Raw genomic sequence first — 13,190 nt, 5'->3', positions numbered from 1 at the left:
GATCAGCGCGAAGCAAAGAGTCTGACTGCCTCGCATATCGCCACGAACCCGGCGCGAGCGCCTTCACTCATGTAGCGCGCCCGCAGCCAAGCGTGCACCATCTGCGGTTCCTCTCGGAACCAGACTTCAACGCCGGCCTCCGCGAGCCGGCCTGCGTAGCTGCGCCCGTCGTCTCGCAACGGATCGAAACGTGCGACCGTGATAAAGGCAGGTGCAAGTCCCGCAAGTGAATCCGCGTGGAGCGGCTCGGCCACAGGATGTCCGGACGGAGCCCGCAGGACGGTTCGGTAATAGGCAACGTCGGCCGTTGTCAGGCCCGGCGCATTTGCCATGTCGACGTAGGAACCCTTCTCCAGGTCCCCGCCGAGCGTCGGGTAGATAAGAACCTGGCCAACCAACCCCGGCAGCGCTTCCCGTAACGATCTGACGGCAAGACCTGCCGCAAGATTGGCGCCCGCGCTGTCGCCGACTACCACCACCTTGCTGCGTGGAGACGACAACAGGTGCTGAAGGACGATGAAACAATCCTCGCTTTGCGACGGCCAGCGATGTTCCGGCGCCAGTCGATAATCGACGCTGATGAGTTCGGCGCCAGCGAAATCGGCGATTTCAGCACAGATCGAATGATGGCTTTCGAGCGATCCTGCGACGAAACCGCCGCCATGCAGATAGAGGAGAACGGTCGATGTCGTTATCGTGCGCGGGCGATATCGCCGGATCGGGATACGCGACACCATGCCATCGGCATAGGTCAGCCCCTGCGGCAAGGGGTGGTCAAATCGCGCGCAGAGCCGATCATACCACTGTCGCTGCTGTGAGATCGATGCGTCGACCGCGTCCGGCGGATAGAAGCTCTCGCAAATCTTCAGAAACTCCCGGATGCCTTCTTCCGTGGGTATGGGTCGGGCGATCGACATCAGGATCCTCCGCGCTCTCGCAAGATGCTGTCTGGCGGTGACGAGCCAGCCACCACTGCATCATGCATGGGTTAGGCCACGATGCACGTCTTGGCGCGACCCGTTGTGTCGCCTGCAGATCTGTCCCCGGAAGCGCTTTGAGCGAGCGTGCGGAACAACCAATGTCGGAGAAGCGATAGTGCGCAGTCATTAAGTCGGCTATCGTCAGAGTGCCGATTGCGTCCCACGCCGCCGAGAGGATCACTGATGCGACGACCAGTGCCGCTCCTGAAGATAATAATGGATCTGATCGACGCCTGCCGACGCGGACCGGTGGCCGATGCGAACGGGCAGTTCGGCCAGACAGTCGTCAACTGGTGGCGCATGCATCTCTGAGCCGCTCCCCCCAATAGAACCAACGAATAAGAGTAGCAGCGAGACATCATGGCGCGCCCCAATATTCTCATCATCATGGTCGACCAGCTGAACGGTACTCTGTTTCCGGACGGACCGGCTAATTTTCTTCATGCACCGCACCTGAGAAATCTGGCATCGCGTTCGGTCCGCTTCGCCAACAGCTACACAGCAAGCCCTCTCTGCGCTCCAGCGCGTGCATCGTTCATGTCGGGCCAGTTGCCGAGCCGGACGCGGGTCTATGACAATGCGGCCGAATTTGCCTCCGACATTCCGACCTATGCTCATCATCTGAGGGCAGCTGGCTATCACACCAGCCTGTCGGGCAAAATGCACTTCGTCGGCCCCGACCAGCTGCATGGTTTCGAAGAACGTCTGACGACGGATATCTATCCGGCCGATTTCGGCTGGACTCCCGACTATCGCAAGCCTGGTGAGCGTATCGACTGGTGGTACCATAACCTTGGATCGGTGACCGGCGCCGGTATCGCGGAAATCACCAACCAGCTCGAATATGACGACGAGGTCGCCTATAACGCAACCCGCAAGCTCTACGACCTGTCGCGGCGACTAGACGAGCGCCCTTGGTGCCTGACCGTCAGTTTCACCCACCCTCACGATCCCTATGTCGCCAGGCGCAAATTCTGGGATCTCTACGAGGATTGCCCGGCCCTTGATCCGACCATCGCGGCCCTGCCGTTCGATGAGATGGATCCGCATTCGAGGCGCTTGCTGGAAGCCTGCGACTACAAGGCCTTCGACATCACTACCGAGCAGATCCGCAGGGCAAGGCGCGGCTATTTCGCCAATATCTCCTATATCGACGAGAAGGTCGGGGAGATCCTCGACGTACTGGAGCGCACACGCATGCGGGAAAACACCGTCATCCTGTTCGTGTCGGACCACGGCGATATGCTGGGCGAGCGCGGTCTCTGGTTCAAGATGTGCTTCTTCGACGGTTCTGCGCGCGTGCCATTGATGATATCGGCACCGGGCTGGCAGCCTGGCGTGATCGATCAACCGGTCTCCACTCTCGATGTCACTCCGACGCTTGCCGGGCTTGCCGGGCTTGATATTTCTGCCATTTCCCCCTGGACGGATGGCGAGAACCTGGCCGAGCTCTTGGGCGGCAGCAAGGCCCACGGTCCGGTCCTGATGGAATATGCCGCTGAAGGATCGATTGCACCGCTTGTGGCCATTCGTGCCGATCATTTCAAACTGACGGTCTGCGAAACAGACCCGCCCTTGCTATTTGATCTTCGGGCCGATCCCCATGAGCTCTCCAATCTCGCAGATGATCCCGCCCATGCGAAAACGCTGGACGACCTGCTTTCTCAAGTCCATCTCCGCTGGAACCTCTCGGATTTTGATGCGCAGATCCGAGAAAGCCAGGCCCGTCGGTGGGTCGTGTATCCCGCATTGCGGGAAGGATCCTATTACCCGTGGGACTATCAACCCCTGCAGAAAGCCGCCGAGCGATACATGCGCAATCATATGGATCTCAACGTCTTGGAGGAGAACCAGCGGTTTCCTCGCGGTGAATGATGGGCAGCACGAATAATCACGACACCTGGACACTGGCCCGTTGCTCCGGGCGATTTCGGCGGACCGACTTTGCTGGCTCGACTTTCAGGCTCTCGCAGCGTCCTGCAACTTCCGGTGCGATGTCAGGCCCATGGCGAAAACGCGGCGTTGCTTGTTGGATTCCGTCGACTTTTCCGTTCTCGCTGAAGCGTGCCTTGAAGGCACAAAACAACTTGCGAGAGCGTGAGCTGTGCACCGATCGCCGGCAGGAAAGTGCGTAAGCACTGGTCGTGTTGAAGCTCAACCTCCAGGATCCGACCTCCGATATTGTGGGGCACTGGAAAAATGGCCAGATTCTGAAGAGCTTCCGAAACGTGTCACTTCATGCGGGACCCGGGTTGGCCGACATCATGTCGTCAGCCAATGAACAGCTGTCATGCTCAGCCCGATCAAGTCTGGCGAGCAATCCGCGAAATCTGTCATCGAGATCCTGCGGAATGGAGAAGGCCCCAAGCCGATGCAGCTGGCGCGCCGCCTCGGGATGACGTGAAAAGTGCGGGACCGTTCTTTTGAGGTTGTCCTGTTCCATCGTCCTAGAACTCGATAACCAAACCAATTGTTCCGTCTTAGCCGGCCGTCAAAAAGAGTCAGGATTTGGCTGGTGTTGAAAACGCCGCAGCACGTGGCTGACCAGCCTCCTTGGCGCTTTCGAACAAAAGAACGCCATTTGCGTTAATCGCGCAAAGGAGTTGTCCATGCGCGTGATCATCGAGAGCCGTTTAGGATATATGCCGGGAGAGTATCCTGATGCGGCGAGCCTGGACAGAGCTCAGCAGTGCGTCGATGAATTCCTCCTCTTCGTCAAGGCGAACGATATCGGCAGTGACATTATCGACGAGATCGAACTACCAGTTTCCAAGGCGTTTCTGATCGGTGCGTTCTCCATCGTCATCGCCGCAGAACGGCGGCCCGATGTCAGAAACCTGCTGATCAAAGCTGGGATCTCGCTTGCCCAATACCGGCCAGGCCTTGGCCCTCGCATCCGAATAAGGCCGGGTTCGCCCCGGTGGCGCCTAGAGCCATTCATGACGAAGGGAGCCGCTCTTCGTCTGGAACGCACCTTGGACAGTGTTGCTTGCGAGCGCGTCCAACTCGCCGAAGCCTACCTCGCGGCGATCCGTCGCTCTCTCAACTAGCTCGCATGTCGACAACGCGATATCAGAACCTGCCAAGCCACAGCCATGCGCTTTCGGGAATCAAAGGATCATCACCGACGAGGTCATTTTAATGCCCCTAGTCGCAAAGCAGTGTCCCTCTATCCGCGCCTTGGACTGACGCACTTCGGCGCCCTTGCCTGACCTTTCATGATCGGCTAAAAAGTGCGGCCGGAGCAATTCACCAACGGAGGCGTGCAATGACAGATATTTCTTCGTCCAACGCCTCTTTGGCATAGGCTTTCGAAGCTCCTAACCCTCGGCTTTCATCGAGACCTTTCAAGCTTCACCATCCAGAGATGGCACCCCGTTTCGCACGTAGCGTTTTGGCACGGCAACGCCTGCGCCGTCGCTGCGCATTCTCAGCTTGAAAGAAGGGCGGCCCCGAATTCTGGCCGCGAATACTCATGAACAAGCAAAACACCGGCGAGAACTTGTCGGCATCCGTGACCGAGCTCTGCTCGCGATTCAGCTTTCGAGAAATCCTCGTCGCGACCATTATTGCTCGATGGCGGCGTCGCCGCGTTGTTAACAGCGTCGACGCCTTCCCGTCATGGCTGCGCCACGACCTCGCTTTGTCTGATAAATAGATCGGATCCCTTGCAGATGTGCCCGGGACGACCGTTAGGATGATCTCCAGAGGAGATCATCCCGACAAGTCTGCTGGCATCAGGACGACGGCAATCAAATCGCGGCCCAGAGGTCGCGGAGCATCTGACGCAGTTGCAGGGCCTCCGCCCACCGACCAGTGCTGTCACTGCCGTCACGAGTGCTAATTGCATACGGCTTTGGCCCCAGTTCACAGGTGAAGACGAGCTCGGCATTGGCCGACGCCCGAGCGCGCCAGTCACGCATGCCGTAGTCCCACCACTGACGGAAGAGCCCGACCCACGGCCGATGATGCGGAAAGGAGATTTCGATCTGCACTTGTCCGCACGATGCGACCCTGCCGTGAAAGGCATGGGCATTTCGCAGGACGCGATGGATCATCGCGTGAATTTCGGCATCGACAGGATAGGCGAACTCGCGTGCGACCGTAAAGTGCGAGAGATCGGCAAGCAACGGCAGGTTCGGCCGTTTCTCCAGCAGATCGAGCGTAAAGAACAGGTCCGTCGTCATCCGGTTGCGATGTGTTTCGATAAGCACGGGAATGCCGGCATCGTCGGCAAGCTGCATCCAGCCATCCAATATTGGCAGGCAATCCTCGACGCGGCGCAGGCGGATATCGGGCTGCAGACAGATATGGCTGACCGGAAATTCCGTGGCGAGTTCGAGCGTCAGGCGCAAATCCTCCACTGACTGGGGAAAACAGACACCTTCGATCTTCAATCCGGTGCCGCGGATCGCATCATTCAGCCCAATGACATCGGCACGGTTCGTATAGTGGGCACTGATGCCGTCGAAGCCGGCCTCTAATATCATTGTAATATTCTCGTCGAGGCTACGCTCATACCCGTCAGGATGCCGACGCTCCATGGCCCAGAGCGACTGGAAGATCATGAGCTTCTGCATCAGGCCGCCCGCGCGCTCTTCAGAAGCGCCTTGAGGTTCAGGTTGGCATTGGCTAGCGCGGCGGTATCGGGACGAACGCCCGCAGCGATCAACATCTCGGCAAGCTTGATATCCTTGGCAACCGCGTTACCGATACCGAGGCCGGCTGCGGCGACGAGACGTCCTGCGTCCAGATAGAATTCAAGTTCGCCATCGCCAAGCGGCCGGACCACGCTTTGATGCGCCGGCTGCGGCAGCCCGACCACCTGGAGGCTGAGATCGTATTGATCCGACCAGAACCAGGGGATTGCGGTGAAAGGCTCCAACGAACCGATCATAGTGCGCGCCGCGGTTTCGGCTTGAGCTCTGGCATTCCGCCAGCTTTCGAACCTGATGTGGCCGCCATCAGTCTGGCTTACTGCCGCGCAGTCACCTGCAGCGAAGATATTTGCTGCGCTGGTGCGCAGATGAGTATCGGTCAGAATGCCGTTGCCCGTTGCCAGTCCAGCGTCTTGCGCCAGTGTGATCTCCGGCATGACACCGATGGCGCTGATGACAAGTTGTGCTTGAACCATGCTGCCGTCGGTCAGTATGACGCCATCATCGGTGATTGCCGCGACGCCTCGGCCGAGATGAAAATCGACGCCTTCTTCGATGTGCCTGGCATGCAGCTTTTCGGCAAAGCGCGCCGGGACAGCGCGTCCAAGGGTCTTTGGTGCGGCTTCGATGACGCTCACGGCAATGCCCTCGCCGCGCAGCACCGACGCAAGCTCCATTCCGATCAAGCCGCCGCCAATGACCGCGGTGCTTCGGGCTACCCCGGCACGGGAAAAAATCGCTTCAGCATCGCCATGCGTGCGGAAATCGAGCGCCCGCTCGGCACCGGGGCAAGCAAGCCGCCTCGGGCGCGCGCCAGTTGCCAGCAACAGCTTTTGATAGGCCAGCACGCGCCCATCGCTCAGCGTCACTGTGCCGGCATCGGCGTCCAGCTTCGAAGCCGACACGCCCTTGAGATAGTCGATGCCCGCGTCAGCCAGACCGTCCTTCGCGCAGATCAGCTTCATCCGCACAGCGTCACTCGCCGGCTTCGATAGTGGCGGCCGTTCATAGGGCAGATGCGGCTCGGCTCCGACCAGCACAACGGACCCTGAATATCCGGCTTCGCGCAAGGCGAATGCAGCACGCGTTCCGCACTCCCCCGCGCCGATGATGACAATGCCGCTCATAAAGCTCTCCATGGAAAAAGAGGCCGGCGCTCGTGAGGAGGAGACGCCGGCCAGGGAGGATCATCAGGCGAGAGCCACGCGCACTACCCCGTCGATCACTTCGGCCGGATAGGTTTTCAGGTTCTCGCAGGCGGGAAGCCGGAGAGCCTCGCCGGTGCGGTAGTCGAAGGCGCCGGAATGTTTGGGACATTCCACTTCGAATTCCATGACCAGTCCTTCTGCGAGATGGATCGACTCGTGGGTGCAGAGACCGGCGGTGCAATAGACGCTGTCGTCCGGGCCGCGATAGATGGCATAGGTACGGCTGTCGTGATCGAAACGGATGGCACCTTCCTGTTCGATGTCATCGAGTTTGCAGGCAGTGATCCAGCTCATTCGGCCGCTCCCTTGATTTCCATGCCGGCCTTGCCGGCTGCGAGCTTTTCCTTACGTCGACGATAGCGCTCCTGCATCCGGGCCTCGCCTTCGGGCGAGCCGTCGTGCCAGGTGCCGAACCACCGATCGAGCGGGATCAGCGTATCGCCGTAATTCACCTCGAAATATTTGTGGTGCAGGTAATGGGCATAGGCATGGCTATCGACCAGCTTGCCCTCGCCGATCTCGACCTTGTCGAAACCCACATGGCCGGGAATGGCTCCGTAACCCGCATAGTGGAGTTGATAGAGCATCAGGACCGGGTTGGATGGCAGGATCAGGTGATAGAAGGCCGTTCCGAGATAAAGCAGATGCTCGACCGGATGCATCGACAGCGACGACCAGGGCGATGGGTTGACTGAATTATGATGGACCGAGTGCACCCACTTGTAGAGAAACGGGGTGTGGATGAGCCGGTGGATGCAGAAGAAGTGGAATTCGTGAATGATCGGGACGATCAGCGCGACAATGGCAAGCGTCCAGGGATGTTCGGCAAAGCTCAGCCACGGCACGTAACCATTGGCATAGGCCAATAGCATGCCCGCCTCGATTGCCGTCCAGATCGTCACGCCTGACAGGAAGGTGCGCAACATATTGTCGACGTTCTGGCTTTCGAACCAGAAGGCCTTGCTTTTCTGCTCAGCCGGGAATTTTCCATTGTACTTGAACCGGTTTTCCTGGCGCTTCAGCACATAGAGATGCACCTCGAAGGCGCCGTAGAAGAGCAGAACGCAGATTGCATTCATGGCATAGAGCCAGGCAATCCAGCCGAAGCCGAAGGTTCGCATCGTCTCGACAGGCGGAATGACCCAGGCCCAATAGGCGACGGCGGACGCAGCAAAGATCGCATTCCAGGGAAAGAAATAGTGCGGCAGCCATTTCAGGATGGTCATCAGCCGCGGCGGAAAGGCAAAGAGCGGCGCGGTCTCGACGGGCTTGTTGGGTGCCCAGTCGCCGCGTTTGTTGCGCATGCCGAATTTCAGATCGTCCATTTCACTCTCCTCCAGGCGAAGCCGTCATTTCCGCTTCGCATACGTTCGTTTGAAAGAGAGCGCTGGCGCGCCTAATCCGGTGTCGCTCCTCTCGACGCTCCGGCTCTCCTCCTGGCATTGAAATTAACAGGAGAGCGTCGCGGCGCCGAAGGCATCGTTGATCAAATTAGATCAAAGCCCTTCCTTGGTGATGGTGATGAAACGGATGGGCGCCCGATCCGGCTCGATATCGGTCAGACCGATGCGGCGCAGGACGAGATCGAGCGATCGCCGCGCCTGCGCTTCCGGCGCCTGGTCGAGCACCACATCCATGACATCGTCCTGCAGGGCTTTGCGGGTGTAATCTGTGAGTTCATGGCCGACGAAGAAGATATTGCGCTCGCGCGCATGACGACGCAGCACATCGATCAGTGCGGAATTGGCGCCGCCGGCATTGTAGAGCCCGGCGAGATCCGGATAGGTTTTAAGGGCCGAGAGCAAAAGCTCGGCGCTGAAGTGCTCCTCATCAAGGCCGAAGCCCAGCCATTGAAAGCTGGTGGCACCCGGATGCTCCAGAAAATAATCGGAAAACCCGCGGATGCGATCGCGATGCACCTGATAGATCGGGTGACAGATTGCGACGACTGGCCCTTGCCTGCGGGCCATGCGACTGATGAACAGCGCGGCGGTCCGTCCGGCGGCATAATTGTCGATGCCGACGAATTCACCTGAACGGTCGGACGCGCGGGTGACGACGTGGACGACCGGCAATCCCTTGGCGACGACTTTCTCAACAGCTGCCTGGATCACCGGACTATTCGGCACCGCAAGGATCAGGCCGGCGCGCGGCATGTCGGTTGACAGGATGCGCCGGGCAATTTCCTCCGGCTTCATCTCCTCGGTGAAGCTGCGATGCACGACGACCAACGGATCGAGGGTCGCGGCGGTCCGCTCGAATGCCTTGGAGAGTCGCTGATAAAAGGTCGTCTCGGGGCGGACCATCAGCACCTCGATGCGCAACAGACTGCGATGGGGGTCTGGAAGCGTGCGCGGATAGTCGAGGCTGCGCGCGGCGATGATGACCTTCCCGACCAGTTCGGGACGAACTCCGCCGCGGCCATTCAGGACCCGTTCGACGGTAGCGGTTCCCACACCTGCCTGGCGGGCAATATCCCGATAGTTCGGCTTGCTCACTATATGTCCTCGATGCGCGAAGGCTGGATTTCTAATTTTCCAGCAATATCCATGAGTTAGAAGTCAGGAACAATTCGAATTGCCTTCCAGGATGCATAGAAATGCTCCTCAGAAACTAAACGATTGAATTTTCTGAAATCTAAATATTAAGTTGGACGGCAAATACATGAATCCCATGTCGCATCATCATGCGGCTCCAGATTGGCTGTTCACTCAAAAGTATCCCATCCCATGAGCCTCGATTCCGTACGCGCCTTCTTCGCAATCAATGCTCCCGATATTGCCATCGTCGAAACGGCCGAAAGCTCTTCGACCGTCGCGCTCGCGGCAGAAGCACATGGTGTCGAACCCGCGCAGATCGCCAAGACGATCTGCCTTCGCGTCGGCGACCGCACCATGCTGATCGTAGCAGGCGGCACGGCGCGTCTCGACAACAGGAAATTCAAGGACACTTTCGGCGGCAAGGGCCGCATGCTCGATGCCGAAGAGGTATTGGCGGCAACGAGCCACCCCGTCGGTGGCGTCTGCCCCTTTGGTCTGCCAGCCCCGCTGCCGATCTACTGCGACGTGTCGCTGAAGCAATTCGATGAGGTTGTGCCGGCCGCCGGCTCGACCAATTCTGCGGTACGAATCGCGACTGACCGACTGGCTAAAATCACCGGAGCTGAATGGGTCGACGTCTGCCAGTAGCAACGCGCAACTTCACAGGGCAGAAAGACTACCTATATTAGGCCCGACGTGCCGTTTAGCGCATGATAGGAGATTGCAAGAATGCCCAGTGCCGTTTCGCGTTTTGCTAGGATCGCGGCGATTGCCGTCCTCGCGAGCGCCACCGTCTTTGCCACGATCAGCGATGCCGATGCGCGCCGCGCCGGCGGCTTTGGCGGATTCGGAAGCCGCGGCACGCGGACTTTCAGCGCGCCTCCGGTTACCCGCACCGTTCCTGCCCCTGCTGCGCCCATCGAACGCTCGATGACCCCGCGCCCGCAGACGAACACACCCTATAACACGCCGCAGCCTGGCTATGCGCAGCAGCGCCCCGGCTTCTTCGGCGGTTTCGGCCGTTCGATGATCGGCGGCCTGATTGCCGGTGGCTTACTCGGCATGCTTCTAGGCCACGGTTTCGGCGGCGGTTTCGGCTTCCTGGGCATGCTGTTGCAGATTGCGCTGATCTTTGGCGCGATCACGCTTGCGATGCGCTTCTTCGCCAATCGCCGACAGCCCTCTTATGGTGCAGGCGGCCAGAGCTATGGCGGACAGCAATCCTATAACATGCCGCCGGCCAATGGCGGATCGTCTTTCCATATTCCGGCGATCGGTTCGGGCGCCGGCAACCAGCAGCAGCGTAATGCGCGCCCGAGTGATGAGATCGGCCTCGCCCAGGCGGACCTGGATCAATTCGAGGAATTGCTGACGAAAGTTCAGACCGCTTATGGCGCGGAAGATTACGGCGCGTTGCGCCGCCTGACGACGCCGGAAGCCATGTCCTACCTTGCTGAAGAGCTTGGCGAAAACGCCACCAATGGCGTGCGTAACAAGGTTTCCGACGTCAAGCTGCTGCAGGGCGACATTGCCGAGGCGTGGCGTGAGAACGGTCAGGAATATGCGACGCTTGCAATGCGCTATTCTTCGATCGACGCTATGGTCGAGCGCAATACCGGCCGCGTCGTCTCAGGCGACGACCGCCGCCCGAGCGAAAGCACTGAGGTCTGGACCTTCGTACGCAAGCCCGGCGCCGACTGGAAGCTTGCCGCGATCCAAGGCACGGGCCAGCGCGCCGCTTAATTAACGGACACCGGCTTGGAGCGCATGCGGAACACCGTTTCACGCTCCGCCCGCTTGCAGCGCATCGGCGGCAGGCCGCGATCCATTAGATCCATATCCTCGAGAACCATGTCGCCCATCTTCTTGAAGGCGACATCGAGCGCGCCGGCGCGATGGGCCGAGCGGATGAAGCCCTTGAGATTTCGAACCGGATGATCTGACGCCAGCGGTTCCTGCGGATAGACATCGCTTGCTGCAACGATATGGCCTGATGCGACAGCCGCCATCAGCGCATCGAAATCCACGACATCGGCGCGGCTGAGCAGAATGAAGGCTGCTCCCTTGCGCATGCTGGCAAAGGCATCCGCGCCGAGGAAGCCCCTGTTCTCACTGGTGACGGAAGCGACGACAAAGACGAAATCGCTCTGTGTCAGCACTTCGTTCAGGCTTGCCGGCTCAACTCCGTTTTCCTCCAGGATCGAACGCGGCAGCCAGGGGTCGAATACCCTGATCCTGGCACGGAAGCCGGACAGAACCCGCCGCAGCGCCCTGCCAAGATCGCCGAAACCGACGATGCCGATATCGGAACCCGATATTAGCCGGGCGCTGGCATTGCCCTCGCCACCCCAAAGTTCATGGCCCTCCCGGAAAGCCACATCGGCATCGATGATGCCTCGCGCCAGACTGAGTGCAAAACCGAGGCCAATCTCCGCCACTGGCTCGGCAAAGACCTGTCCTGTCGTCACGACATGAATGCCGCGCTGAAACAGGATATCATAAGGCATGTTGTTAAGGAGGTTGCTCTCGACATTCAGGATCGAGCGAAGCTGCGGCATACGTCCAAGCGTCTCCGCCGACAGCGGCGGCTGACCGATGATGTAGCGCGCCTTGCCGAGGACGTTGTCGCCAAGGCCATCAATGTTTTCGGGGTCGGCCTCGACGATCTCATATTTAGCGTTGAGTTCGGCGCGCGCTTTGTCGCTGAAAATCAGATCGAGCGTACGCGGCTCCGGCGCGCTGATCGCCAGCGGCCTTTCAGAATTCGTCATGGGATCCTCCTCAAGATGCGGTGGCTTCCGCCTCTCAATGTGATTGATAATCCGGTTCAACAGCGCTTGTGAAGCCACCTTTCGAAAACGGTTGTTCATGCTTTAAGCAGCTGAAAATTCTTCCTGTTTATCCGCTTTTCGTTTGACTTCATCGCAGATCGCAGGCGGCCTTGATGCCGACGTGGGCGTACCTGACCGTCTTGATCTGAGGCTCGCGCCTTTTCCGTAGTTCATCCCACATTGAGCACCCGACAGATGAGCGTCCTCTGGGCGCCTTATGTTTGCGGGATTTGACTCAAGTCAATTCCAAGCGCGCGCCGCCGATGTATGAAGAGACAGACGATCGAAGCGTGTATCCAAATTGACGCAGGTCAAGCCAGACAATTGCAGCACGAGCGCGAAAGTCTGTATAATAATTTCAGAAATTTCTGAAATCACAGACACAACGGAAATGACAATGAACCTTCCGCCGCTCGTCCAGTCCTTCGTTCTGCACTTCGGAGAAATGGGCTCCCGCTGGGGCATCAATCGAACAGTCGGCCAGATCTATGCCCTGCTCTACGTCTCGCCTTCGCCGCTCTGCGCCGAGGAGATCGTCGATGCGCTTGGCATATCACGCTCGAATGTCTCCATGAGCCTGCGCGAGTTGCAGGCCTGGAATCTCGTCCTGCTGCGCCACAAGCCCGATGACCGGCGCGACTTCTTCACCACACCCGACGATGTCTGGATCATTCTCAGAACGCTTGCCGAAGAGCGCAAGAAGCGCGAGGTCGATCCGACGCTGTCTGTGCTGCGCGAGATCCTCATGCAGCGCCCGGCAAGCGAGGCCGAACGTCACGCGCAGGAGCGCATGGCCGAGATGCACACGCTCATCGAGCAGCTGACGCACTGGTACGAGGACGTAAAACAACTTGAAACAGAAAGGCTTGCGACGCTACTCTCCTTAGGTGCAAAGGTGACTAAGCTGCTGGAGGCCAAGGACCGGGTCGTTTCGCTTGGCCGCCGCCGTCCTAATCCTGCGAACAAGAGCTAG

General features: G+C 59.2%; 14 protein-coding genes. 6 read left to right on the top strand and 8 right to left on the bottom strand.

The window, feature by feature from the left end:
* Nucleotides 1–2 precede the first annotated feature (2 nt).
* Nucleotides 3–917, bottom strand: coding sequence for an alpha/beta hydrolase (locus tag FHX08_RS18845; protein ID WP_132654994.1), 915 nt, complete (start codon nucleotides 915–917; stop codon nucleotides 3–5).
* Nucleotides 918–1,340: 423 nt separating this feature from the next.
* On the opposite strand from FHX08_RS18845, the gene betC reads away from it, so the two are divergent.
* Nucleotides 1,341–2,855: a choline-sulfatase gene (gene betC, locus FHX08_RS18840; RefSeq protein ID WP_132654992.1), complete on the top strand. Its 1,515-nt coding sequence runs from the start codon at nucleotides 1,341–1,343 to the stop codon at nucleotides 2,853–2,855.
* A 361-nt stretch (nucleotides 2,856–3,216) separates the two neighbouring features.
* Here betC and FHX08_RS18835 read toward each other — a convergent pair whose 3' ends face one another.
* The gene (locus FHX08_RS18835; RefSeq protein WP_132654990.1) at nucleotides 3,217–3,423 is read right to left on the bottom strand and encodes a hypothetical protein; all 207 of its coding nucleotides are present in this window, start codon (nucleotides 3,421–3,423) and stop codon (nucleotides 3,217–3,219) included.
* A 166-nt stretch (nucleotides 3,424–3,589) separates the two neighbouring features.
* Between FHX08_RS18835 and FHX08_RS18830 the strand changes: the two genes are divergently transcribed.
* Both FHX08_RS18830 and FHX08_RS18825 read left to right on the top strand, forming a co-directional pair.
* Complete coding sequence (locus tag FHX08_RS18830; RefSeq protein WP_132654988.1) at nucleotides 3,590–4,030, top strand: hypothetical protein; 441 nt, start codon at nucleotides 3,590–3,592, stop codon at nucleotides 4,028–4,030.
* 425 nt (nucleotides 4,031–4,455) lie between these two features.
* Nucleotides 4,456–4,638, top strand: a complete 183-nt coding sequence (locus FHX08_RS18825) for a hypothetical protein (RefSeq protein WP_132654986.1) — start codon at nucleotides 4,456–4,458, stop codon at nucleotides 4,636–4,638.
* A 94-nt stretch (nucleotides 4,639–4,732) separates the two neighbouring features.
* Here the strand turns inward: FHX08_RS18825 and FHX08_RS18820 are convergent, their stop codons facing one another.
* The 5 genes from FHX08_RS18820 to FHX08_RS18800 form a co-directional block, all read right to left on the bottom strand.
* Entirely contained in the window at nucleotides 4,733–5,560 is an 828-nt protein-coding gene (locus FHX08_RS18820; RefSeq protein ID WP_132654984.1) for a sugar phosphate isomerase/epimerase family protein, read from the bottom strand.
* On the bottom strand, nucleotides 5,560–6,765 hold the full coding sequence (locus FHX08_RS18815; RefSeq protein ID WP_132654982.1) for an NAD(P)/FAD-dependent oxidoreductase: 1,206 nt from the start codon (nucleotides 6,763–6,765) through the stop codon (nucleotides 5,560–5,562). Before FHX08_RS18815 ends, FHX08_RS18820 begins: the two co-directional genes overlap by 1 nt.
* 63 nt (nucleotides 6,766–6,828) lie before the next feature.
* The gene (locus FHX08_RS18810; protein WP_132654980.1) at nucleotides 6,829–7,140 is read right to left on the bottom strand and encodes a MocE family 2Fe-2S type ferredoxin; all 312 of its coding nucleotides are present in this window, start codon (nucleotides 7,138–7,140) and stop codon (nucleotides 6,829–6,831) included.
* Nucleotides 7,137–8,171, bottom strand: coding sequence for a sterol desaturase family protein (locus FHX08_RS18805; protein WP_132654978.1), 1,035 nt, complete (start codon nucleotides 8,169–8,171; stop codon nucleotides 7,137–7,139). The genes FHX08_RS18810 and FHX08_RS18805 overlap by 4 nt, the downstream gene beginning before the upstream one ends.
* 171 nt (nucleotides 8,172–8,342) lie before the next feature.
* Entirely contained in the window at nucleotides 8,343–9,344 is a 1,002-nt protein-coding gene (locus FHX08_RS18800; RefSeq protein ID WP_132654976.1) for a LacI family DNA-binding transcriptional regulator, read from the bottom strand.
* Nucleotides 9,345–9,575: 231 nt separating this feature from the next.
* Here FHX08_RS18800 and FHX08_RS18795 point away from each other — a divergent pair, with 231 nt between their 5' ends.
* Both FHX08_RS18795 and FHX08_RS18790 read left to right on the top strand, forming a co-directional pair.
* A complete protein-coding gene (locus FHX08_RS18795) occupies nucleotides 9,576–10,034 on the top strand; it encodes a YbaK/EbsC family protein (RefSeq protein WP_132654974.1) in 459 nt (152 codons plus the stop codon).
* An 81-nt stretch (nucleotides 10,035–10,115) separates the two neighbouring features.
* On the top strand, nucleotides 10,116–11,129 hold the full coding sequence (locus FHX08_RS18790; RefSeq protein ID WP_132654972.1) for a Tim44 domain-containing protein: 1,014 nt from the start codon (nucleotides 10,116–10,118) through the stop codon (nucleotides 11,127–11,129).
* Here the strand turns inward: FHX08_RS18790 and FHX08_RS18785 are convergent.
* On the bottom strand, nucleotides 11,126–12,157 hold the full coding sequence (locus FHX08_RS18785; RefSeq protein ID WP_132654970.1) for a hydroxyacid dehydrogenase: 1,032 nt from the start codon (nucleotides 12,155–12,157) through the stop codon (nucleotides 11,126–11,128). The two genes, FHX08_RS18790 and FHX08_RS18785, sit on opposite strands and share 4 nt — an antisense overlap.
* A gap of 457 nt (nucleotides 12,158–12,614) precedes the next feature.
* Here FHX08_RS18785 and FHX08_RS18780 point away from each other — a divergent pair, with 457 nt between their 5' ends.
* A complete protein-coding gene (locus FHX08_RS18780) occupies nucleotides 12,615–13,190 on the top strand; it encodes a GbsR/MarR family transcriptional regulator (protein WP_132654968.1) in 576 nt (191 codons plus the stop codon).

It is taken from the genome of Rhizobium sp. BK529 (genome assembly GCF_014194105.1).
GTDB lineage: Bacteria > Pseudomonadota > Alphaproteobacteria > Rhizobiales > Rhizobiaceae > Rhizobium.
Note: the sequence above shows the minus strand (reverse complement) of the source record. Positions and strands in the feature narration are given on the sequence as shown.